Source organism: Paenibacillus sp. EPM92 (assembly GCF_016586185.1).
In the GTDB taxonomy this organism is placed as follows: domain Bacteria; phylum Bacillota; class Bacilli; order Paenibacillales; family NBRC-103111; genus Paenibacillus_G; species Paenibacillus_G validus.
On sequence record NZ_BCPS01000096.1, the window covers coordinates 125,807 to 148,912 of the forward strand.

At 52.6% G+C, this 23,106-nt stretch carries 18 protein-coding genes and 1 pseudogene; 4 read left to right on the forward strand and 15 right to left on the reverse strand.

The genetic code is table 11. The features are described 5' to 3' along the window. The first annotated feature begins 167 nt into the window (after positions 1-167). Positions 168-935, forward strand: a complete 768-nt coding sequence (locus JMF85_RS24165; protein WP_201319047.1) for an HAD family hydrolase — start codon at positions 168-170, stop codon at positions 933-935. Here the strand turns inward: JMF85_RS24165 and JMF85_RS24170 are convergent. From JMF85_RS24170 to JMF85_RS24195, 6 genes are all read right to left on the reverse strand, one after another. Further along, positions 911-2,752: a GGDEF domain-containing protein gene (locus JMF85_RS24170; RefSeq protein ID WP_164751885.1), complete on the reverse strand. Its 1,842-nt coding sequence runs from the start codon at positions 2,750-2,752 to the stop codon at positions 911-913. The genes JMF85_RS24165 and JMF85_RS24170 overlap by 25 nt on opposite strands. A gap of 193 nt (positions 2,753-2,945) precedes the next feature. Then, positions 2,946-3,605, reverse strand: coding sequence for a phosphate signaling complex protein PhoU (phoU, locus tag JMF85_RS24175; RefSeq protein ID WP_127608731.1), 660 nt, complete (start codon positions 3,603-3,605; stop codon positions 2,946-2,948). A 31-nt stretch (positions 3,606-3,636) separates the two neighbouring features. Next, the gene (gene pstB / locus JMF85_RS24180; protein WP_127608732.1) at positions 3,637-4,392 is read right to left on the reverse strand and encodes a phosphate ABC transporter ATP-binding protein PstB; all 756 of its coding nucleotides are present in this window, start codon (positions 4,390-4,392) and stop codon (positions 3,637-3,639) included. A gap of 25 nt (positions 4,393-4,417) precedes the next feature. Further along, positions 4,418-5,287, reverse strand: a complete 870-nt coding sequence (pstA, locus tag JMF85_RS24185; RefSeq protein WP_155615668.1) for a phosphate ABC transporter permease PstA — start codon at positions 5,285-5,287, stop codon at positions 4,418-4,420. After that, positions 5,287-6,099, reverse strand: a complete 813-nt coding sequence (gene pstC, locus JMF85_RS24190; protein ID WP_308645036.1) for a phosphate ABC transporter permease subunit PstC — start codon at positions 6,097-6,099, stop codon at positions 5,287-5,289. Before pstC ends, pstA begins: the two co-directional genes overlap by 1 nt. A 221-nt stretch (positions 6,100-6,320) precedes the next feature. After that, positions 6,321-7,301 carry a PstS family phosphate ABC transporter substrate-binding protein gene (locus tag JMF85_RS24195; protein ID WP_397376008.1) on the reverse strand — a complete coding sequence of 327 codons (981 nt, stop codon included), beginning with the start codon at positions 7,299-7,301 and terminating at the stop codon, positions 6,321-6,323. Between the two features lie 253 nt (positions 7,302-7,554). Here JMF85_RS24195 and JMF85_RS24200 point away from each other — a divergent pair, with 253 nt between their 5' ends. Beyond that, a complete protein-coding gene (locus JMF85_RS24200; RefSeq protein ID WP_201319050.1) occupies positions 7,555-9,531 on the forward strand; it encodes a methyl-accepting chemotaxis protein in 1,977 nt (658 codons plus the stop codon). 151 nt (positions 9,532-9,682) lie between these two features. Here the strand turns inward: JMF85_RS24200 and JMF85_RS24205 are convergent, their stop codons facing one another. After that, complete coding sequence (locus tag JMF85_RS24205; protein ID WP_155615670.1) at positions 9,683-10,771, reverse strand: Gfo/Idh/MocA family protein; 1,089 nt, start codon at positions 10,769-10,771, stop codon at positions 9,683-9,685. A gap of 289 nt (positions 10,772-11,060) precedes the next feature. Here JMF85_RS24205 and JMF85_RS24210 point away from each other — a divergent pair. Then, positions 11,061-12,245 (forward strand): annotated as a pseudogene (locus tag JMF85_RS24210) (transposase). Positions 12,246-12,353: 108 nt separating this feature from the next. Here the strand turns inward: JMF85_RS24210 and JMF85_RS24215 are convergent. The 4 genes from JMF85_RS24215 to JMF85_RS24230 all read right to left on the reverse strand — a co-directional run bounded on the left by JMF85_RS24215 (position 12,354) and on the right by JMF85_RS24230 (position 17,613). After that, positions 12,354-13,079: a response regulator transcription factor gene (locus tag JMF85_RS24215; RefSeq protein ID WP_155615671.1), complete on the reverse strand. Its 726-nt coding sequence runs from the start codon at positions 13,077-13,079 to the stop codon at positions 12,354-12,356. Between the two features lie 105 nt (positions 13,080-13,184). Continuing rightward, positions 13,185-14,987, reverse strand: a complete 1,803-nt coding sequence (gene pnpS / locus JMF85_RS24220; RefSeq protein WP_141333874.1) for a two-component system histidine kinase PnpS — start codon at positions 14,985-14,987, stop codon at positions 13,185-13,187. A gap of 85 nt (positions 14,988-15,072) precedes the next feature. Continuing rightward, positions 15,073-16,047, reverse strand: coding sequence for a bile acid:sodium symporter family protein (locus tag JMF85_RS24225; protein ID WP_127608740.1), 975 nt, complete (start codon positions 16,045-16,047; stop codon positions 15,073-15,075). Positions 16,048-16,065: 18 nt separating this feature from the next. Next, on the reverse strand, positions 16,066-17,613 hold the full coding sequence (locus JMF85_RS24230) for a fumarate hydratase (protein WP_127608741.1): 1,548 nt from the start codon (positions 17,611-17,613) through the stop codon (positions 16,066-16,068). 246 nt (positions 17,614-17,859) lie between these two features. Between JMF85_RS24230 and yfbR the strand changes: the two genes are divergently transcribed. Beyond that, on the forward strand, positions 17,860-18,444 hold the full coding sequence (yfbR, locus tag JMF85_RS24235) for a 5'-deoxynucleotidase (RefSeq protein WP_127608742.1): 585 nt from the start codon (positions 17,860-17,862) through the stop codon (positions 18,442-18,444). 80 nt (positions 18,445-18,524) lie between these two features. Here yfbR and JMF85_RS24240 read toward each other — a convergent pair whose 3' ends face one another. The 4 genes from JMF85_RS24240 to citZ all read right to left on the reverse strand — a co-directional run bounded on the left by JMF85_RS24240 (position 18,525) and on the right by citZ (position 22,865). Next, on the reverse strand, positions 18,525-18,953 hold the full coding sequence (locus JMF85_RS24240) for a hypothetical protein (RefSeq protein ID WP_054797442.1): 429 nt from the start codon (positions 18,951-18,953) through the stop codon (positions 18,525-18,527). A gap of 183 nt (positions 18,954-19,136) precedes the next feature. Next, positions 19,137-20,078 (reverse strand): malate dehydrogenase, encoded by a 942-nt coding sequence (gene mdh / locus JMF85_RS24245; RefSeq protein WP_127608743.1) that lies wholly within the window; start codon positions 20,076-20,078, stop codon positions 19,137-19,139. 190 nt (positions 20,079-20,268) lie between these two features. Further along, complete coding sequence (gene icd, locus JMF85_RS24250) at positions 20,269-21,564, reverse strand: NADP-dependent isocitrate dehydrogenase (RefSeq protein WP_127608744.1); 1,296 nt, start codon at positions 21,562-21,564, stop codon at positions 20,269-20,271. 185 nt (positions 21,565-21,749) lie between these two features. After that, entirely contained in the window at positions 21,750-22,865 is a 1,116-nt protein-coding gene (gene citZ, locus JMF85_RS24255; RefSeq protein ID WP_127608745.1) for a citrate synthase, read from the reverse strand. Positions 22,866-23,106: the final 241 nt, after the last annotated feature.

Below are 23,106 nucleotides of genomic sequence, written 5' to 3' on the forward strand. Positions count from 1 at the left end.
TTCGCAGGCAGACTACCTTCTACCTACATGATAGCATACGACTCCAGAAGAAAAAAACATAAACGAAAGCGGACGGAACAGGGGTGACCCGGGCTAAGCTCGCATAAAATGAACTAACTCGCTCCTAGCCGCGCTTTGCGTTCGCATCGCGCCAGGAAACCGGAGGGATGAAAGTGACTGAAGACAAACCGCTTAGCGGAAAGCAAGCCGTATTCTTCGATGTCAATCAGACGTTGGTCGTGCGGGGGCTCAGCTTTGAAGCCAGTTTTCGCGAGGTGTGGAGCCGCTACACGGCCCGTTGGAGTACTGACGACACGCCGGATGCCGGGCAATTATGGCAGGCCTATATCGGCAAATGGCATCATCGCAAGAAGGCTCGCGCCACCTTCAAGCAGCTTGACGAACTGCAGCAGCAATGCTTGCGCGAAGCGTTCGAGGAACAGCAGATTCCGTTCTCCTCCGCGATGACCCGTGATTTTATGAAGGAAGTGCTGCAGCTGCAGGTCTCTGCCAAGACCATGCCCCCGCACACGCTCGAAACGCTTGCCGCGCTCGCTCCGCGCTGCAAGCTCGCGATCATCAGCAACAGCCCGCGCGCCGAAGTGATGCTGCTGCTCCAGAGGTTCGGCCTGCATCCGTTCTTTCCGCAGGAACGCATCTACACCGCCCTCAAGCCGGCGGACAAAAAGCCCGCCCCGCTCTTGTTCAAGACAGCGCTGCAGGCGCTGCAGCTCCCTCCGCGACATGCCGTCATGGTCGGCAATTCGTGGAAGCACGACGTATGCGGAGCGGTTAAAGCCGGGCTCGACGCCGTATGGCTGCACGAGGACAGAGACTCCGCTACGGAGGGCAAAAAAATTTCCCAGCACCGGCTGGGAAAAAGAAAAGTGTATTTAATCCGGCGCCTGGATCAGATGCTCGATTTGTTCCCGTGATGCGCAGGCTGCGGATCAGCGGCGGGAGCCGTCGCCTCCGAGCCGATGCAGTCGCAGTAATACACGCTGCCGCGATACGCCTTGGACAGCTTTTTCAGCCGGGCCGAGACCTGTGAAATTTGCTCGGGCGTCACGCCGAGCCCGGACTTGCAGACGACCAGCGCTAACGACAATGTCACACCACCGCTCTCCATCCGATTGCCGTGCCGGTCTTCGACGTAAGACCAGTTGTCTACTTCATAAAACGCCCGAACGCCCCGGTCAAAACGCTGAAGGATGTCCGTACATAACAATTCCGGGTTGGAGGTGCCGCTCATGGCAATGAAATCGTCACCGCCGATATGTCCGACAAAGTCATCCGGGATGCCGGCAAGGTGGATCGCCTGTTGAATGCAATCGGCCGTAAACTGAATCAACTGGTCGCCCTGATGAAAGCCGTAACGGTCGTTAAACCATTTGAAGTAATCGAGGTCGGCATAAATGACCGAGAAGTGACGGCCCTCGGTCAGCCTCCGATTCAGCTCGCGGTTAATCTGTAAATTACCGGGCAATCCGGTAAGCGGACTGGCGACTTTGGCATTCTCCATCTTCACATTCGTCATGCATTCCAGAATGGTGCGGATGGAGGCGGTGCCAAGCATGCAGCCTTTCGACGTGACGATGACCAGATCGTATAAATTACGAATATCCCTGGATGTGGCAAGCCGCGAAACCCATTCTACCGGCGTATGCTCCTCAACGATTAAGGGCCGAACGTCCATGATTGAATCGATCGGCCGATTCCAAAAGAGCGAATAGCCGTATTGCCCGGCCAATTGCTGAAATAACCGATCGCGCATAATAAGGCCGACGGGCTCGCTCCCAGTCGTCACCACCACACCTTGGGCGTTTACATGTTCTTTGAAGTAATTGGCTACGGTCGAAATCGGTGTCTGGGCGTCGAACGTCGGGGAGGGGGAACTCAGCTCGCCGATGCTTAGCACATGCCCTGACATCTCGAGTTTTTTGCGGTGTGAGACAATATGCTGCCGAAGCTCGGGAGTTAGATCCGCCGGTTCCTTATCAGGACGTCCCAGCAAGAAACCTTGTCCGTAATGGACCCCCATCAGCGTAAGCTTCGTCAGCTCCTCCTCGGTTTCTATCCCTTCGGCGATCAAATAGACGCCGAGCTTCTCGGCGAACGTCACCATCGTTTCAAGGATATATTCCTTTGTTTTGTTCCGATGCACGCCGGAGACGAGAGAACGGTCCACCTTGATATAATCCGGGTGCAATTCGGCAATGGCCTGCAGCGACGAGTAACCTGCCCCCGCATCGTCGATGGCGATCCGGTAGCCCTGCTTCCGGTAGTGATCCAGGATATGCTTGGTCTTCTCAAAATCTTCAATCGAGCTGCGCTCCGTAATTTCGAACACGACGTTAGCCGGTGTGAGACCGCGAAGGCGCAGCAGCTCTAGCGTTTGCCCCGGGGCAAACAAAGGGTCGTTCAAGATGTCCGCCGACAAATTCAAAAAGAGCTGCTGCTTCCCGCTGCGCAGCGTGACGCTTCCGATCGCATTCGACCGCGCCAGCCTATCGAGCGGGTACAACAAGCCTTCTTGTTCGGCCAACTCAAACAACGACAGCGGGGAATGAAGCGCACTCCGTTCCGGTCCGCGCGTTAAAGCCTCGTAACCGAGGACCTCCCCGTCGCTCAAGGAGACGATGGGCTGATACACGGAGCGGATGTTCTTCGAGTGCAACAGGTCGAGAAGCTCTTCCCGCAGCGCTCGCCTCACTTCCGCTGACGACTCGATCAAGTTTCGGTCTGCTGCCATATCCATCCCTACTTATCGAATTGTAGTCTTATTCTACATTCACTATAACATAGGACCTTCAACCTAGTATTAAATGGAAACGACAGCGCATGTTAAAATATTGTAAAATATTGCTTCTTGTATCCGTCACCGGTTAAACGGAAAATTAAAAAAAGCACAGCTTCGGCAGTTGGCCAAAACTGTACTCTTCTCCTCAAACATTCAGATCTTTACGCTTACCCGTAACCATATAAATAACGCCTTCGCCGATATTGGTCGTATGATCGGCGACGCGCTCAAGGAAATGCGCGGCCAGCATCAGCTGCGACAGCTCGCGGTTGCGCGCCAAGTCACTGTTCATGAGGCCGTTGATCTCCTCCACGACCGAGCTGTACAGCTTATCGACCTCGTCGTCGCGTTCGGCGAGCCTCGCTGCGCGATGCACGTCCCGCTGCGTGTACGATTGCAAGCTTTCGCTCAGCATTTCCCGAACGATCAACGCCATATTCGGGATGATTTCCAGCGGTTTCACCGGGTCTTTGCCTGCCAGACGCCGGGCGATCTTCGCGATATCGACCGCGTGATCGGCGATTCGCTCCAAGTCGACGGCGATTTTGAGCGCCGTCCCGATGATCCGCAGATCGCTGGCCATCGGCTGCTGCAGCGCAATGAGGCGCAAGCAATTTTCTTCAATTTGCAGCAGCTTATCGTCAATCTGATCGTCTTGATCGATCGTTTGCTTAGCCAGCGTTTCGTCCCGCTTCGCCAACGCTTCAACCGCTCCTTCGATGCTGTTCTCTACCAGAGTGCCCATATTGAGCAGTTCTTGCTGCAAATCTTCCACCGCTTGATGAAAATTCGACCTCGTGTCCATCCGCTACTCCTCCTAATTATCGTTGTCGTAATTAACCGAAACGTCCTGTAATATAATCTTCCGTCCGTTGGTCGGTCGGCGTCGTGAAAATTTTCTCCGTTTGATCGGATTCGATCACTTCGCCATTCAGGAAGAAGGACGTGAAGTCGGAAATCCGTGCGGCTTGCTGCATATTGTGCGTGACGATAACGATCGTATATTTCTCGCGAAGCTCGCGGATCAGCTCTTCGATCTTCAGCGTCGAGATCGGATCGAGTGCGGACGTCGGTTCGTCCATCAGCAGAATGCGCGGGTTCACGGCGAGCGCTCTTGCGATGCACAGCCGCTGCTGCTGGCCGCCGGATAAACCGTAGGCCGACTTTTTCAAGTTGCCGCTGACCTCGGTCCACAACGCAGCCGCCTTCAAGCTCGTCTCGACGATGTGATCGAGCTGTTCTTTATCTTTTATGCCGTGAATGCGCGGACCATACGCAATGTTATCGTAAATGGATTTCGGGAAAGGATTCGGCTGCTGGAATACCATGCCGATGTTTTTGCGCAGCAGCTCGACATTCACATCGGGGTCGTAAATATTTTGACCGTCGATGGCTACTTTCCCTTCAATCCTGATGCCCTTGATCATATCGTTCATCCGGTTTAACGTCCGCAGCAGCGTCGACTTCCCGCAGCCGGAAGGTCCGATGAAGGCGGTGACAGAGCTTTCGGAAATTTCCATGTCCACTTTCTTTAACGCATGAAATTCGGAATAATATAAATCCAGCTGCTTTATATCTACAATCGTTGTCATCTCTAGGCTCCTCCTGAACGGTCTTCTACAGCTTCCTCTGATACTTGTTGCGCAAATAGATGGCGAACGCATTCATGCTGAGCAGCATGATGAGCAATAAAATAATCCCTGCCGCGGCCACGTTCTGAAATTCCGCCTGCGGCTGGCTCGCCCAGTTGAAAATCTGGATCGGCATTGCCGTGAATGTATCCATCGGCGATTGCGGCAAGAAAGCCACGTAAGCGACCGCGCCGACGACGATAAGCGGAGCCGTCTCTCCGATTGCCCGGGACAACGACAGAATCGATCCGGTTAGAATGCCCGGCAAGGCCGTCGGCAGCACCACGCGGGTGATCGTCTGCCAGCGGTTCGCGCCGAGCGCGAATGAAGCGTTCCGCAGCGACTGCGGCACCGTCTTGATCGCTTCCTGCGAGGAGACGATAATAATCGGCAGCACGAGCAGCGTCATCGTCAACGCGCCGGACAAGATACTGCGTTCCAAATGCAGCAGCCGGACGAAAACCGTCAATCCGAGCAGTCCGTACACGATGGAGGGAACGCCGGCGAGGTTCGCGATGTTCGTTTGGATAATACGGCTGAATAAAGTGTCTTTGGCATATTCCTCCAGGTAAATCGCGGTTGCGACACCGATGATGAACGTGAGAGGGGCCGTAATCGCCATCAGCCACAACGTACCGACGAAGGCGGCCAGAATGCCGGCCCGATCCGGTAAACGCGATGAATAGTTGGTCAGGAAGTCCCAATCCAACCAGCCGAGACCTTGATATAAGATTTGTATAAGCAATAAAGCAAGCGCAACAATTCCGAAGCAGGTGGATGCCAAAAACAACTGATGGAAACGTTTATTTTTGCTTTTGCGTTTGTTGATGTGCTGAAGTTCATTATGGCTTTCCATCAGTATTCCTCCCTGAACTTTCTGGAAATGTAGCTTGCCAGAATATTCATAGCCAATGTCATGACGAACAACGTCATCCCTACTGCATAAATCGTTAAATATTCGATTGATCCATACCGTGTATCGCCAGAGCTGACCGATACGATATAAGCCGTCAACGTTTGCAAGCTTTGCAGCGGATTATAGGCCATTACAGCCATATTGCCCGCCGCCAGTGTCACGATCATCGTTTCGCCGATCGCACGGGACAACCCGAGCACGAAGGATGCGACGATACCGGAGAAAGCGGCCGGAACGACGATTTTCAAAGCTACCTCCAACCTGGTCGACCCAAGCGCGTAAGCGCCGTTGCGAAGCGCTGTTGGCACAGCAACCATAGCGTCTTCGCTTAAAGAGGAAATAATCGGAATAATCATGATTCCTACGACGATGCCCGCACTAAGGGCATTGAATATTTCCGTTTGCGGAATGATGAACCGGAGTACAGGCGTAACGAACGTCAGGGCGAAGAAGCCGTATACGATCGTCGGAATGCCCGCCAATATTTCCAGAATCGGTTTGACGATATTCCGCACTTTTGCAGGTGCATATTCGCTTAAATAAATGGCGCTGCCGAGCCCGATCGGGATGGCGACGACGCTGGCGATCAGCGTAATGAGCAGCGTACCCGAGATCAGGGGTAAAATGCCGTACTGCGGCGGCTCGAACAGCGGTGTCCACTGGATGCCGCTGATGAATTCCCAGAACGGGACTTCCCGGAAAAAGCCGAACGATTCGACGATGAGGATCAGCACGATGCCGACGGTCGTCATAATCGAAATAACAGCAAAAAAGGCCAATATCTTGGGTATCAGCACATCGGAGGATAATACGTTTTTTTCTTTTTATAATTTACTTTTGTCAATTGAGGCGAAACTTTTTTGTCCATAAACATCCCCCCGTGTAAAGCAAGTAATAGTCGGAAAACCGCGGCACTCCACAGCGAACCTCCGGAGTGCCACGGCTTCCAAACTTTTTTACAGATTCAGGTTCATTATTTCAATAATTCCAGGTTTTTGTTCAAAACATCTTGAGGAAGCTTGATATACTTAACGGCTTCAACCAATTTCATGCCTTCCGCACTGTTGTAATATTTCAAAAATTCTTTAATGTGCGGTTGATCGATCGCTTTCTTCGTCGGATACACGAAGATGTAACGGGAAAGCGGCGCATAGGTCATTTTTTCGATCGTTTCGTGAGTCGGAGCTACTGCCGGAGCGTTCGCATCCTTCTTGATCGCAACGGCATTCAACTTATCTTCATTTTCTTTGTAGTAAGAGAAACCGAAGTAGCCGAGAGCAAACTCATCGCCGGCTACGCCCTTCACAAGTACGTTATCGTCCTCGGAAGCCGTATAGTCCGCGCGGGATTCTTTTGCTTTGCCGTTGATCGCTTCCGTAAAGAATTCGAACGTACCGGAAGCCGTACCTGGGCCGTACAACTTGATTTCTTTATCCGGCCATTCCGGACGAACTTCGTTCCATTTTTTCAATTTGCTGTCTTTATTCCAAATCTTTTTCAATTCCTCTACCGTCATATCCTTCGCGAACGTGTTCTTTTTGTTTACGACAACGGTAATGCCATCCAAGGCCACGGGCATTTCAAATGCTTCGGTGCTTTGTTTCGTTTTCAATTCGTCCAATTCTTCTTTTTTGAACTTACGGGACATGTCCGCGATATCGATTTCGCCAGCGATCAATTTCTTCGCGCCGTTACCGGAACCGGACTCGCCGACTGTAATTTTTACATCTTTATTTTTCTTCATGAACTCCTCGGCCACAGCCTGGGAGATCGGGAACACGGTGGAAGAACCGTCAATTTTGATCTCGCCCTTCAGACCTGCTGGAGCCGGAGTCGCTGCGGAAGGAGCCGGCGTTGCGCCACCTTGCGTATTCTCGTTTGCTTTAGTACCACATGCCGCCAAAGACAATGCCATTACTGCCGCAGTTACCGCCAACGTGCTTTTCTTAAACAACTTGACCACTCCTTAAAATTTGTGTTTGTCGCTCACAATGACAATCTTATCTCCTTATTGTTTTCGCTAATTCAATCATTTGTTAACGCAATGTAAAAAATCTCGAAATCTCTGCAACGAAACGTCAAAGTGCCGCAAGAACGCTGCCTCATTCGACAAACATTTACATGAAATTAACATTTCTCGTACAATCGCTTAATTTTCGAATAGTACGATAGTCATAGAAAATTACACCTTACAGGGAGGGAAACGAATGGTTTCATCTATTCGAACATGGCTTAGCCTCGAATTTACGCTGAAAGCCAAACTGATTCTTAGCTTTACAGCCCTGCTGCTCATTTTTGTCGCCGTGTCTGCCTTTAATAGAAGCCAAATGAACGGCATTCATCAACAAGTGCTTCATCAGAATGCGGAAATGAACAAGCAGCGGCTCGCTCTGGAGCTGAAAATCAAAACGAACGAGATCGACGCCGTTAAATCTGGATATATTATTTCCAAAGATGAGAAATTAATCGGCCAGTTCGAACAAAAGAGCGCAGACTTTTACACGCTGGTCGAACAAATCGCATCCAGCGCCTCCAACAGCGACCAGCGTAAATGGAGCGCTAAGCTGACCAACACGTCTACCGAATATACGGCTACGTTCAACACCGCCCTGCAGATTGTCCGCAACCCCAATTTGTCTCCCGTGGAGATGAACGAGCAGTTAGCCAAGGTGCACGAGCTGTCGCAAGTACATAAGGAATACATCTTCGAGCTGGTCGATCAGTTTAACCAGGCTTACGAATCCGATGTACAAGCGGCAATCTCCAGCTCGAACGAATATGTGAAGCAGTCGCAGAACACCTCTTTAATAGCCGTATTGCTTGTTCTCGTCGTTAGTGCAGGTGTGGCCTTCTTGTTGATTCGCTCCTTTATGAGACCGATCAGCCGTTTGCAAAAAGCCGTAAGGCAAATTGCCCAAGGCGATTTAACGAGCCGGATCAACAACACGTCGCGCGACGAGCTCGGCAACCTGAGCCGCGACTTCGATCATATGATCGGGCAAGTTCGCGGGATGCTGCAAAACTCGCAGCGCATCGCCTCGTCGCTGTCCACGCACTCCAGCATGTTCCGCGAATTCTCGGGCTCGACAGCCTTGGCCAACAAGGAAATTGTGCGCGCCATTCATGAAATTTCGGCAGGCGCCGAGCAGCAGGCGCAATATACGGAGCTCAGCTCGACGACGATCAACGAGCTGGACGAGCAGGTGCGCGATATCGCGAAGTTCACTGACACGGTGCAGCGCAAGAGCCGCGAAGCGGCTATCAATACGCATACCGGTTCGGAATCGATGGAAGAGCTGCAGAGCGCGGCGCGGCGCTCGGAAGAAGTGCTTCATCACGTGTATCAGGCTATGGAGACGTTATCGCGCAGCTCCGCGCAAATCGCCAGGATCGTGGGCACCATTTCGGATATTTCCACGCAGACGAATGTGCTTGCGTTGAACGCCGCGATCGAAGCGGCCAGAGCCGGCGTACACGGCAAAGGCTTCTCGGTCATCGCCGAGGAAGTGCGGCTGCTGTCGGGGCAGACGAATGATTCGTCCAAGATGATTGCCGTCATCGTCAAATCGTTGATGACACAAATTAAAGAACTTGAAGCAACTCTGGGGGAAGCGAAGCAATCGTTCGAACAGCAGAAAGGCAAGATGAGCGACAGCCTCGCGGCTTTCCAGGAAATTCGCCAATCGATGGACGAGCTCTCCAGCCATTTCGGACAAATTCATTCGCGTATCGCCGCGGCGGAGGACAAAAACAACCAGCTCGTCCAGTCGATCCAGCATGTCGCTGCCATCGCGCAGGAAACGGCTGCCGGTGTCGAAGAAGTCAACTCCTCCTCGCTTCAGCAGGATGCGGCTATACACCAGATCGCCCGCGAAGCCGACGACATCTTGGAGCTGGCCCAGTGGCTGTTCACGGAAATCAACAAATTCAAGATCGGCGAGGCTGAACCGTCAACGGACGGCGATCCGGCAGCGCCGGAGGCGCAAGCCATGGCCCTGGAGGAGCGAAACGGCGGGAGCGAAAACCGCCCGAACGCCGAGACAGCAAGCGGATTTAACCCGGGGATGGATCGAAACGATGCCCTCAGGGAACCTCAGCGGACAACAGTGAACACCCAAGAAGCGAAGAAAGCCGAAGGGCAAGAGAAGAGCGAAGAGGAGAAGAAGAAGCTGGTGACGGTATAGGTCCGATTCATTCGCACAGAGCTGCCCCCCGCCAGGGGCTTGAACCTCGGGCGAGGTGGCGGATGGCAAAGAGACATAAAGCGAACTTCCTGGCGCCGATAATAAAAAAAAACGTACCGAAGCATGGTCTGCTTCCGGTACGTTTTTTGCGTTATTTTTCTTCGAAATAAACGGCCTTGCCCGTTTTGGAGGATTCGTAAATCGCTTCTAGAATTTCCGAAACGACGCAAGCTTGCTCCGGCGTGACCACCGGATCGGTATCGTTCTCGATCGCTTCCAGCCACATGCGGGCTTCCAGATCGGCCGGACTTTCTTTGGCTCCATCGTAGAAGTCTACGCCTTTTGCATCAAGCTGGATTTCATTTGTAAACAACCGGCTGTGCTTCTCCCCGTTGATGCGCAGGCCGTCCCACATATCGGCGCCGCCTTCCGTACCGCAAAGCGTCGTCTTGGCTTCCCCGGTTTGCAGCATATTAATGGCCCAGCTCGACTCCAGTACGATCGTCGCGCCGTTCTGCATCGTAATCATCCCGAATGCCGAATCCTCAACCGTAAACTTTTGCGGATCCCAGGATCCCCAGGCATTCGCCGCATTTTCCTTCTGCGACAGCTTATGGAACGCCGTACCCAGTACCGCTTTCGGCTTGTAGTTGTCCATCATCCAGAGCGTCAGGTCAAGCGCGTGCGTCCCGATATCGATGAGCGGCCCCCCGCCCTGTTTCTCTTCGTCGAGGAACACGCCCCAAGTCGGCACCGCGCGGCGGCGAATCGCATGCGCTTTGGCGTAATAGATGTCGCCGAGCTCTCCATCCTCGCATACTTGCTTTAAGAATTGGCTATCCGGACGGAACCGGTTTTGGTAGCCGATCGTCAGCTTTTTGCCGGTTCGTTTGGCCGCTTCGACCATGCGTCTTGCGTCGGCCGCCGTCTTGGCCATCGGCTTTTCACACATGACGTGCTTGCCCGATTCCAGCGAAGCGATCGTAATATCGGCATGGGAATCGTTAGGCGTACATATATGGACGATATCCAGGCTCGAATCCGACAGAAGCTCCCGGTAATCGGTGTACACCTTCGCTTCAGCGGTGCCGAATTTTTGTGCTGCGTCCCGGGCCCGATCCTCATGAATGTCGCAGAAAGCGACCATTTGAGCGTTCGGCTGGTTTTGAAGCGCAGGCATATGTTTGCCGAATGCGATGCCGCCGCAGCCGATAATACCGATTCTATACACTTTAGACATAGTTCATATTCCTCCCTGGACATAGCTTGTATAATGCCGATAAAGGCGCTTTACATTTAGTATAGACAAGTCCAAGGAAAAAGATATGGCGTATTTGGCTTTCTTTGCATCCGATTTTGGCATGCGCCGCTGCGCGGCGTTTCCCGGGAAATATTTTGTTACCGCAAAAAAACGGCCCCTTCACTAGGGCCCTGCAAAACGAATACAGATTCTGTTAAAAACAACCCAATGCCGCGCAGGCATTGGGTTTGTTGTATACTGGAAGAAAAGTAAAGAGAGTTGAATAAGATTGCTACACTCGGCTAAGCAAATGACCACATCGTTCCATGCGGAGTTATATAAATTTATCCCGGAAGATCATCTACTTAAGAAGATTCACGGTATTGTGGACTTCAGTTTCATCCATGAGCTAGTGAAAAATTCATATTGTGAGCATTAAGGCAAACCGGCAAACGAGCCGGAGCTGCTTTTTCGCTTGCTATTTTTACAGATCCTATACAATCTTTCGGATGAGCGAATGATACAAGAAGCGCAGGTTAACCTGGCTTACAAATGGTTTATCGGGGTAAATCCGGAAGATGCATTGCCGGATGCTTCGCAACTCTCACGTTTCCGTAACCACCGTCTTGGCGTAAATCAAGTGGCTGATGTGCTTAAACAAGTAGTAGGCCAGTGCATCGACAAAGGGCTCATCAAGTCGAAAACCATCATTATGGATGCCACGCATACGCATGCAGCAACCCAGCGTCAACAGCCGCTGAACGTGCTTCGGGAAGCAGCCAAACGACTATTTCGTGTTGTGGTAAAACGGCATCCAAAGCTAGAGAAGAAGCTTCCTCCCTTGCCGAAAGTCAAGAGTGAGCAAGAAGATGCAGAGAAGGTCATGTTGCGCTTTCTCGCCGAGCTTGGTCAAACGGTAGAAGAGTTGTTGCCGGACCATGAAGGGGCAATAAGCGACAAATTGCATATCGCGAAGGAAATCGTAGAAGACGAGCGCCTGCTAGCAAACAAAGGCATTCGATCAGCAGTAGACTCAGATGCAAGGTTCGGCTGGAAAAGCAGGACTAAGTCTTTTTTTGGCTATAAAGAGCACCTGGCTATGACAGAAGAAGAATTCATTACGGCTGTTGAAACCAGTGATGACGGTAAGCAGTTAACTACTCTGCTGGCGCAAACGAAAGTAAACGGGATTGTAGTTGAAGAAATCATTGCAGACACGGCATACTCCATTCGAATCATTGCTGAGCACTTCAAAGAACAAATGGAGTTCGAACTAAGTGATACGTTTAAAGAGCGGATTAAACGTAGGCCGATCATTGAACATAAAAACGCAGAGATGAAGAGGTTCCACGGTATGGAAAGGGCCAAATATCGAGGTCTTTTTCGTATGCGAATACAGGCCTATCTCACTGCGTTCGTTGTAAATGTGAAACGAATGGTTAGGTTAATAGAGCAAAAGCAGCCCGCCCTCTGACGAGGAACGAGCTACTTTTTTAGTTTTCCAATCACTTTTACCAATTCAGAGAACTTGTTTTCTCAAAATTGAGGATTTTGCAGGGCTCTCTTCACTAGGGCCGTTTCTCTAACTCTTATCCTTCTTCACCGGGGTGGTCACGAGCTTATATCCCACGCCGCGTATCGATTCGATCTGCACCGATTGTTGGTTCATCTCCAGCTTCTTGCGCAAGGAGCTGACATGGACGTCGACGGTACGCTGGCCGCCGATATAATCGAAGCCCCAGACGATGTTCATCAGATCGTCCCGCGTCACGACGACCCCGGGCCGCTGCACCAAATACAGCAATACCTCAAACTCCTTGGGCCGCAGCGGAATCGATTCTCCGCCCAGAACAACCTCGTACTTCTCGGGGTAAATCATCAAATCGCCGGCCATGATAACCTTCTCGCCGTTCCCCGTCTTCTCGTGAGCCGCTTCCTCCGACATCGTACGGCGAAGCACCGCGGACACCCGGGCGAGCAGCTCGGCCACACCGAACGGCTTCGTGATGTAATCGTCTGCGCCGTACTTCAGCCCCTGCACGACTTCCTCTTCCGCATTACGTGCGGTTAGAATGATAACCGGCGTCTTATTGCCCTTCTGCCGGAGCTTCGATAAAATATCAAAACCGTTCATCCCGGGAAGCATGATATCGAGCACAATCAGTTCGAACTGCTGCTGCAGCGCTGCCTGCAAACCGTCGCTTCCGTGATCGACGACCTTGGTTTCATAGCCTTCTTGGGTTAAATTATAGGACAGCAATCTTGCTAACGTAGGCTCGTCTTCGATAACAAGTATTTTTTGCGGCATGGGAATCCCCCGACTTCATATCTATATATACTTTAAGCTTAACATAGCCTGTCCGTGCTGACAAACCCGAAAAACTTTTAAAAACGTAACACGCTATGAAATAGATCAATGTATCAGCGGCATCTCAATGATAAACTTCGACCCGACGCCGACCTCGCTTTCGACGCGAATGGTGCCCTTGTGCAGCTCTACCAAGTGTTTCACAATTGACAAACCGAGTCCCGTCCCGCCTGAGCTTCGCGACCTCGCTTTATCCACCCGATAAAACCGTTCAAAGATACGCGGAATGTCCTTCTTTGGAATTCCGATTCCCGTATCGGTGATGGTAAAACGAACCTTGTCGCTCTCCACCGCATCGGAACCGCCCGTCATATGTTCGACGCGAATGCTCACTTTGCCGCCTTCCGGCGTATAGTTAATGCCGTTGGACAGCAGATTGATCAATATTTGCCGCAGCCGGTCTTCATCCGCCTCCATATAGATGTCTTCAGGAACCGACATTTGCAGTTCAATCTCTTTGCTCATGGCCTGTGAACGCAGCACATTCAGACAGTTCCCGATGAACGGCTGCAGATGCACCGGTGAAAAATGGAGCGGAATCCGCTTCGATTCGATTTTCGAAAGCTCCAAAATATCGCCGATCAAGCGGTTCAAACGTTCGCTCTCGTCGAAGATGATCTGCAGAAACGATCGCGCCGTTTCCTTATCGTCGAGGGCCCCCGCCAGCAGCGTCTCGGCAAAGCCCTTCACGGCCGCGATCGGCGTCTTCAACTCATGCGACACATTGGCGACGAACTCGCTGCGCATCCGTTCCAGGCGGCGAACCGCCGTAATGTCGTGCAGGACGATCAGCAGACCCGACCACTTGGCGCTCACTTCGGAGATGGGGTTCAAGTTGATTTCGAGGATACGCTCGGTCGGGAAATAAAATACCATCTCGTCGCGGATATGCGCCTTCGAATCGATGCACTCTTGAATGAGCTGCGTAAATTCGAACTGCTGCTTCGCTTGATCAAAACGCTTGCCTAGCAGCTCCGGCGCGGAGAATCCGAGAATCTCCTCGGCAGAACGGTTTAACAGCACGATGTTACCGTCCCGATCGATCATGACGACGCCGCTGATCATGTTCTCCAGTACGCTTTTCAACCGGCTTTCGTCCTCGAGAATCCGGTTCATCTGCAGCTGCAAGCTGTCAGCCATCCGGTTAATGGCTATGCCGAGCTGCCCGATTTCATCTTTCTTGCTCACCTTGACCCTATACTTGTAGTTCATGTCCGTAATTTGCTGGGCTACGCTCGTGATCAGCTCGATAGGCCGGGTGACCCCATAAGCGATCCGGTAGCTGATCAGCCCGGCCAGCACGAACACGACCAGCAGACCGGAGAGCAGACCGAGCCAGACTTTACGGATCGATTGCTCCACTTCAGTTAAACTCATCGCGAGACGCAAATAACCGAGCTTCTCATCGCCTGCCTTCACCGGCAAAGCCGCATACAGCATGTTGCGTCCGAGCGTACTGCTGAACCGGGTCGCATACCCGATGCCGTCCCGGGACGCCGCAATAATCTCCTCGCGGTCCGAGTGATTCTCCATTCCTTTCGGATCGCTGTCCGAATCGCCCAGCACCGTACCGTCCGCTTGAATGAACGTCACACGCGCATCGGCCGATTGCTTCAGCATCAATGCCTTCCCGGTGAAATATTGAAACCTTTCTTCCATGGAAGCAAAGCCGGAGGCCTTCCACTCGACCGTCGTCATAATGATGCGCAGCTCGCGTTCCATATTTACTTTTAACGAATCGATATTCGACTGCTGCAGCATTCGCGCCATGAAAATACCGGCCAACAGCACGCTCGAGCCAATCAAGGCGATAAAAATGAAGGTCAGTCGCGCACGGAACTTATTCATCCTGTAAAGCTTCCCTCCAAGCTCGGGCATGCGGATGTCCGCTTGTCCGTCCCAAACATTTTACTCCTTATCCTAACGGCTTTGGTCAGGAAACGCCAGTTAATTTATTGTAAAGGCGCGACGCCATGAATTTTTTCATAAACAAACTGTTGATGGTCGCAAACGGCTGTTGAAAAAGGATCGACAGCACGACCGGCACCGCCGTCAGTGGACTGAAATACGCGAGCGCCAGCACGAGGCCGAGCGAAATATTCCGCATGCCGGACACGTACGTCAGTGTGACCAACATCTCCGGCTTCCGCAGCCAGAGCGATCCGGCAAGCCCGATGCCGTAGCAAAGGGCCACCAGGATGACGACCAGCGGCAGGACTGCCAGCAAATCGCCTTTCAGTTCCACCACATGCGGGGTAATGGCCGCCGCATTAATCAGAATGACCACGCACAGGGCGAGCTTGGAGGTCGGGCCGCAGAAAGGCGCCGACCACGCCTTGAACCGGTAGCGGGACAACTCATTCACCAGGATGCCGAGCAGCGTCGGAGCAACGACGATCATGACCAGGTCGAGCAGCATGCCGGCGTGGTCGAGCTCGATCGATGCGCCGAACAGAAACTCCAGTGCGCCGGGAATGACAAGCGGGCTCAGCGCCGTGTCGATCACGATCATGGCCAGCGTAAACGGCACGTGACCTCGGGACAGCGATACCCAGAGGACCGAGGACACGCCGAGCGGAATGATCGCGAACAGCACGAAGCCTACGACGTAAGGCGAATCCGCCCCGAAAACAGCGGCGCTCAGCGCATAAGCGACCAGGGGCGCCGCAATATGCGTCATCACGAACGTCAGCAGTATCGTACCGGGCATGCGCAGCGCTTCGCGGATTTGCTTGATGCTGCAGCCCGACGCCATCACGAACGTCAAATAAGCGAACAGCAGCGGAATGGCGCCGACCCCGGATTTGAACTGCTCAGATAAAAGAAACCCGAGTATCAGCGATACCGGGGTTAAGAGAAATAAATAGGTTTCAATGAACGTATTGAGACGATTCCCTATCTGGTTCATGTCGGTCCGTCTTCCTGATTATACGAAAACGGGCTCTTTGAATTGAGCGAGTTTCGCGCGCGAGTCGTTCTCGACATCGGCATGCAGGCTGTTGCCGTGTGAATCCATCGTGACGATCGCGGCAAACCCTTCGGTTTGCAAATGCCACATCGCTTCCGGGATACCGAACTCAAGGAAGTCCACGCCTTCCACCTTCTTGAAACATTCGGCATAATATTGAGCCGCTCCGCCTATGGCGTTCAAATAGACGCCACCATGCTCCTGCAGCGCCTTCAACGTCTTCGCGCCCATACCGCCCTTGCCGATGACCGCACGGATGCCGAATTTCTTAATGATGTCGCCTTGATACGGCTCCTCGCGGATACTGGTTGTCGGTCCTGCTGCTTTCACGACCCAGTTCCCTTCGCCGTCCTTTGCCATGACCGGACCGCAATGATAAATAACCGCACCGTTCAGATCGATCGGCGAGTCGTGATCCATCAAATATTTGTGCAGCGCGTCGCGTCCGGTGTGCATCGGTCCGTTGATAATGACGACGTCGCCTACGCGAAGCGAACGAATTTGTTCTTCCGAGATCGGCGTTTGCAGCACGATTTCACGGCGTTCGCCGCTGTCAGCCGAAGCCGCGGCGTCCTTGACCGGCTCGTCCTTCTCCATCGGCAGCTCATTGCCTCTGCGGTATACCCATTCGGTGATGTCGCCCGTGCTCGGATCGATCAGCACGCCTTGACGGCGGAACGCCCAGCAGTTATAGGCCACCGACACGTAGAAGCTGGCCGGAAGCCGGTTCATGACGCCCACTTTACAGCCGAGCAGCGATACTTGACCGCCGAAGCCCATCGTCCCGATTCCGAGTTTATTGGCGTTCTCCATCACGTAATCTTCAAGCTTGCGCAGCTCTTCGTTCGGGTTCACATCGTCTACGGCACGGAACAATTGATGCTTCGCCAGCTCATAACCGGTCGTCCGGTCGCCGCCGATGCCTACGCCGATGAAACCCGCGCTACAGCCCTGTCCCTGCGCTTGGTAGACGGCGTGCATGATGCATTTACGGATACCGTCCAGGTCACGACCCGCTTTACCGAGTCCTTCGAGCTCGGTCGGCAGGCTGTACTGAATGTTTTTGTTCTCGCAGCCGCCGCCCTTCAGAATCAGCTTCGCTTCGATTTCCGGACGTTCCCATTGCTCAAAATGAATGACCGGCGTGCCGGGTCCGATGTTATCGCCACTGTTCGCGCCTGTCAACGAATCCACGGAGTTCGTACGCAGCTTGCTGTCCTTCGTCGCTTTGGCTACCGCTTCAATGATCGCTTTCTTCATCTCGATCTGATTCGCCCCCACAGGGGTATGTACGATGAACGTCGGCATCCCCGTATCTTGGCAAATCGGCGACACGTTGCACTCCGCCATCCGGATGTTGTCAGCGATCGTCGACAACGACAACGCGGACCGCGTGCCCGCATCTTCCTTCAATCGCGCTTCCTGGATAGCTTCACGGACGTCGGCCGGAAGGTTTGTAGACGTTTCGACGATCAGTTTATAAATGCTCTCTTGAAATTGCTGCATGATGGGATAAAACTCCTTTCGGTGGCTGAAAACCTTATGTTTGGACATCTAAGCATATAACTCTATCATACCATACACGTACGCCTGCTAGCACCTTGTTTTCATAGGTTTCATGCAGCGGTCCGGGGCTTTCGGCAACAGGTCACCAGCTTTTAATAATTTGGCTAGGGCATTCCGGCTCCGTATCGTGTATAATTCGTTGTGCGGCAAGTTTGACGCCATTAAACAGACTGGGATGATGATTGCATGGAAAGCCATTTTTTTGCGTATATGTACCGTCTCCGCTATATTGAGCGTTGGAGCCTGATGCGTAACGTGATGAAGGAAAACGTTGCGGAGCATTCGTTTCATGTCGCCATCCTGACGCACGTGCTGTGCACGATTGCCAACGACGTATACGACCGGAAGGTGCCGACGGACCGTATCGTCAGCATGGCGCTGTTTCACGATGCGACCGAAGTGTTTACCGGCGACATTCCGACCCCGGTGAAGCATCACAATCCGAAAATTTTATCCAATTTCCGCGAGATCGAACAGCTGGCCGCCGATCGGCTGCTGGATATGATTCCCGATTCGCTGCGCGCCGTCTACGATCCGCTGATTGATCCGAAGAAAAATACGGAGCTTTCGGAATATAAAAAGTACGTGAAAGCCGCCGACCTGCTCGACGCTTATTTGAAATGCGTCACCGAGCTATCCGCCGGAAACCGTGAATTTACGACGGCGAAGAAGCAGATCGAAGATACGATGGCGTCCATCAGCATGCCGGAGCTGAATTACTTTCTGGAGCATATGGCTCCGAGCTTCGAGAAGACGATCGACGAGCTGTAGACCAATCACCCCGAGGCGGACGATACCGACGACGAAGAAAGACCAGACTGCACGAGTCTGGTCTTTCTTTGATGGCGCTATTAAGCGAACCAATTCGGGAAATTCATCAAAGTGACGGTCAAGAAAAACAATACGCCGTTAATCAGCGCCAACGTTTTGATCGAGCCGAGCTGAGGTTTAATCGCGCTGCCGGATGACTCTTTCAGCGCAAGGCGCATACGCTTGCCCATGATGCCCGACAACGCGGCGATGCCGAGGAACAAGACAACCGCGAGCACCATCCAGACGATCGAATAATCGGCTTTGCTGACCAAATATCCCCCGGTTAGAAACGATAAAATCAGAGCGAATTGCCCGACGCGGTTCGTCGTAAACAGGACGCTAAGAAAACCGAATTGCGACGCCCCCGACTGCAGCTTATCCACACGATTGAGGAGAAACGGCAGCACCAAATAAATTCCCATCAAAATTGCGCTTACAACATGAATGTACAGCAGCACTTGCAGCATACGACGGCTTGCCTCCCTATACCTATTCTTAATACCTAGTATAACGGATGACCTAGCGCGTAGCAAACGGCCCCCGTCCCGCTTCAGCGGACATTCGTTATCCGGTAACGTTTGTCCCCAAAAAAAAATCGCAATCTCCGTTGGAACGGTAGATTGCGATCGGTTGGTGATGCGTAACGACGATTAGATCGTGACAACTTTGATGACGTTGCGTACGGAATCGGCCGATTTGTCGAGAGCCGCTTTTTCTTCCGGAAGCAGCTCGAGCTCAAATACTTTCTCGATGCCGTTGCCGCCAAGCAAGGTCGGCACGCCCATGAACAGGTTGTCGTAGCCGTACTCGCCTTGAAGCAAAGCGATCGAAGGAATGATGCGTTTTTTGTCTTTCAGTATCGCTTCCGTCATTTGCACGAGCGAAGCAGCCGGCGCGTAGTACGCGGAGCCGTTGCCGAGCAGGTTGACGATTTCGCCGCCGCCTGTGCGCGTGCGCTTCACGATCGCCTCGATGCGCTCAGCCGGGATCAATTTCTCAATCGGAATTCCGCCGACGTTGGAGTAACGAACGAGCGGAACCATGTCGTCGCCGTGGCCGCCGAGAACGAAGCCGCGAACGTCTTCAACGGATACGTTCAGTTCTTGTGCGATGAATGTGCAGTAACGCGCAGTGTCGAGTACGCCGGATTGGCCAATGACACGATTTTTCGGGAAGCCGAGCGTTTCATAAGCAACGTAAGTCATGGCATCAACCGGGTTGCTGAGGATGATAACGATCGATTCTGGGCTAGTTCTTTTCACGTTCTCACAAACGGACTTCACGATACCTGCGTTTGTGTTCACGAGGTCGTCGCGGCTCATGCCCGGCTTCCGAGCGATACCGGCCGTGATGATGACGATGTCGGAGTTCGCGGAATCGTCGTAGTTGGACGTGCCGACGATGTTCGCGTCGAAGCCTTGTACCGGAGAAGCTTCGAGCATGTCGAGCGCTTTCCCTTTGGTTGGGTTCTCAAGCTGCGGGATGTCGAGCAATACGACGTCGCCAAGCTCTTTCTGTGCCAGCATCAGCGCAGTTGTCGCGCCTGTGAAGCCTGCGCCGACGACCGTAATTTTTTTACGTTGAATAGCCATGATGAATCCCTCCCGAAATTATTAGTTTTATGGCGGGGACTGATCCCCTGCCGAAGCGCGCTCCCACACCCGAACGTAACGCTGGAACACCCACGCACGCATGAAAAGCGTGTCGTCGCAGCGCGCGAGCCCCTGTTCACGCCTACGACGACTAGAAGCGCTCCTGACTCCAAAACCTCATGGGTGACTCTTAGAAATTTTTAATAATCTCATCCGCAAACTGCGAGCATTTTACTTCCGTAGCGCCTTCCATCAAACGTGCAAAGTCATAAGTAACCGTTTTGTTGTTGATGGCCGTTTCCATTCCTTTGTAGATCAGCTCAGCCGCTTCCAGCCAGCCGAGGTGCTCAAGCAGCATAACGCCGGAGAGGATAACCGAACCCGGGTTTACAACGTCCAAACCTGCGTATTTCGGAGCCGTACCGTGCGTAGCTTCGAAAATGGCGTGGCCTGTTACATAGTTGATGTTCGCGCCTGGCGCGATACCGATACCGCCGACTTGAGCAGCCAGCGCGTCGGACAAGTAGTCGCCGTTCAAGTTCAACGTCGCGATGACGTCGAAGTCGGTCGGACGCGTCAATACTTGCTGCAGCGCGATATCCGCGATTGCGTCTTTCACGATGATTTTGCCAGCGGCTTCCGCTTCTTTTTGAGCTTTGTTCGCAGCATCTACGCCTTGAGCCTCTTTGATTTTATCGTATTGCGCCCAAGTGAAGGTTTTATCGCCGAACTCTTCCTCAGCCAGCTCATAACCCCAGTTTTTGAACGCGCCTTCGGTGAACTTCATGATGTTGCCTTTGTGTACGAGCGTAACGCTTTTGCGTTTGTGCTGGATCGCATATTCGATCGCTGCGCGGACCAAACGCTTGGAGCCTTCGGAGGAAACCGGCTTGACGCCGATACCGGAAGTTTCCGGGAAGCGGATCTTTTTGACGCCCATTTCATTTTGCAAGAAGGCAAGCACTTTCTTCACTTCTTCGGAACCTGCCGCCCACTCGATGCCGGCATAGATGTCTTCCGTATTTTCACGGAAAATAACCATGTCTACGAGCTCAGGACGTTTAACCGGGGAAGGCACGCCATTGAAGTAGCGAACCGGACGGGAGCATACATACAGGTCAAGCTCCTGGCGAAGCGCAACGTTCAAGGAGCGGATCCCGCCGCCGATTGGCGTAGTCAACGGTCCTTTGATGGCAACGATGTATTCGCGGATCGCAGTCAGCGTATCAGCCGGCAGCCAGTTGTTGAATTTATTAAAAGCTTTCTCGCCTGCAAACACTTCGTACCAAGCGATTTTCTTCTCGCCTTTATAAGCTTTCTCAACAGCCGCATCCAATACGCGCTTGGAAGCCGCCCAGATGTCAGGACCTGTGCCGTCACCTTCGATGAATGGGATGATCGGTTGGTTCGGAACGTTCAACTTGCCGTCGGTAATCGTGATGCGTTCGCCTTCTGTCGGCAAAGAATATTGCTCGAATTGTACCATGATTATGTAATCCTCCTCGTTAAATGAGAGCCGGCCTGCGCCGACTCGCGTAGTTAGGGTATACCTCAAAAAGATACGGGAGCTGCGGCATCCCGGTTTCCCTGAGTGAGCGCCGCAACAGCCCGTGTAGGTAACAGCATTATCGTGGCAAGAACCACTTTCGTTCGCTTGAAGCTCCGCTCCGATTAGCGTTTCTCGATCGGAACGTAAGCTTGGTGAGAAGGTCCGGTGTACTCGGCACGCGGACGAATCAGACGGTTGTTCTCGTATTGCTCAAGGATATGCGCCGTCCATCCCGATGTACGGCTGATGGCGAAGATCGGCGTGAACAGGTCGCGCGGAATTTCCAGAGACGTGTATACGGAAGCGGAGTAGAAGTCGACGTTCGGCTTCAATCCTTTTTGACCGGTGACCAATTCTTCGATTTGGATGGACATGTCGTACCAGTTCATGTTCCCGGTCAGCTTGCCGAGCTCTTGAGACATTTTTTGGAGGTGCTTCGCGCGAGGATCGCCGTTTTTGTAAACGCGGTGACCGAAGCCCATAATTTTCTGTTTATTTTCCAGCTTCTCGGTAATGTAGCTCTTCACATTGGCAGCCGTGCCGATTTCTTCGAGCATCGCCATAACCGCTTCGTTCGCGCCGCCGTGCAGAGGTCCTTTCAACGCGCCGATGGCGGAAGTGACGCCGGAATAAATGTCCGACAGCGTAGCTACGGTAACGCGAGCGGCGAACGTCGAAGCGTTCAGCTCATGATCGGCGTGGAGCACAAGCGCTTTGTCCAACGCTTCGATCGCAATTTTCTCCGGATTTTTGCCGGTCAGCATATACAAGAAGTTTTCCGAGATGCTGCCTGCATCCGCTTTCGGAGCGATCGGCTCGAGGCCTTTGCGGATGCGGTCGAACGCCGCAACGATCGTCGGCAGCTGAGCTTGCAATTTGATAGCCTTACGAAGGTTCGATTCCGGCGTCATATCGCCGGCTTCGGGATCGTAAAGCGCAAGACTGGAAACAGCGGTACGCAGAGCCGCCATCGTATTTACGTCTTTAGGGTACAGCTTGATTTGATTCAACACTTCGGCAGGCACCGCCGCGTTGCTGTTCAATTCCTGGATCAACCCGCTCAGCTCGGAGCGATTAGGCAGCTTGCCGTACCATAACAAATAGACAACCTCTTCGAACGTAGCGTTCTCGGCGAGGTCGTCGATATTGATGCCGCGATACGTGAGCACGCCGTCGATGATGGAGCTGATGGAGGAAGTTGTGGCTACGATTCCTTCCAAACCTTTGGTAGCAGTCAAGATAATCTCTCCTTTGTCGTTCGATTCACATAAGTCTACTATAAAGGATTTACCTATCAATGTGAACAAATTTAGACATAAAAGTTCATTATCAGCACCATAAAGAATGTTTCTTATTGCCTCGAAATCTATAATTTCCAGCAAAGCTGAACCATTTCGACGCTGCATGGAAACTTCGTTCAAGACGCGAAAGGATATTCCCCCCTGAGAAACTGCGATCAACCAAACTCCGCTTTATCGC

Coding starts and splice junctions, on each gene's coding strand:
- JMF85_RS24170 (WP_164751885.1), bottom strand. CDS start 2,752: ATGGCAGCAGACCGAAACTTGATCGAGTCGTCAGCGGAAGTGAGGCGA.
- JMF85_RS24165 (WP_201319047.1), top strand. CDS start 168: ATGAAAGTGACTGAAGACAAACCGCTTAGCGGAAAGCAAGCCGTATTC.
- phoU (WP_127608731.1), bottom strand. CDS start 3,605: ATGGACACGAGGTCGAATTTTCATCAAGCGGTGGAAGATTTGCAGCAA.
- yfbR (WP_127608742.1), top strand. CDS start 17,860: ATGGAAAGCCATTTTTTTGCGTATATGTACCGTCTCCGCTATATTGAG.
- JMF85_RS24240 (WP_054797442.1), bottom strand. CDS start 18,953: ATGCTGCAAGTGCTGCTGTACATTCATGTTGTAAGCGCAATTTTGATG.
- pstC (WP_308645036.1), bottom strand. CDS start 6,099: ATGACGACCGTCGGCATCGTGCTGATCCTCATCGTCGAATCGTTCGGC.
- JMF85_RS24230 (WP_127608741.1), bottom strand. CDS start 17,613: ATGCAGCAATTTCAAGAGAGCATTTATAAACTGATCGTCGAAACGTCT.
- pstB (WP_127608732.1), bottom strand. CDS start 4,392: ATGACAACGATTGTAGATATAAAGCAGCTGGATTTATATTATTCCGAA.
- JMF85_RS24200 (WP_201319050.1), top strand. CDS start 7,555: ATGGTTTCATCTATTCGAACATGGCTTAGCCTCGAATTTACGCTGAAA.
- pstA (WP_155615668.1), bottom strand. CDS start 5,287: ATGGAAAGCCATAATGAACTTCAGCACATCAACAAACGCAAAAGCAAA.
- JMF85_RS24215 (WP_155615671.1), bottom strand. CDS start 13,079: ATGCCGCAAAAAATACTTGTTATCGAAGACGAGCCTACGTTAGCAAGA.
- JMF85_RS24205 (WP_155615670.1), bottom strand. CDS start 10,771: ATGTCTAAAGTGTATAGAATCGGTATTATCGGCTGCGGCGGCATCGCA.
- pnpS (WP_141333874.1), bottom strand. CDS start 14,987: ATGAATAAGTTCCGTGCGCGACTGACCTTCATTTTTATCGCCTTGATT.
- icd (WP_127608744.1), bottom strand. CDS start 21,564: ATGGTACAATTCGAGCAATATTCTTTGCCGACAGAAGGCGAACGCATC.
- JMF85_RS24225 (WP_127608740.1), bottom strand. CDS start 16,047: ATGAACCAGATAGGGAATCGTCTCAATACGTTCATTGAAACCTATTTA.
- mdh (WP_127608743.1), bottom strand. CDS start 20,078: ATGGCTATTCAACGTAAAAAAATTACGGTCGTCGGCGCAGGCTTCACA.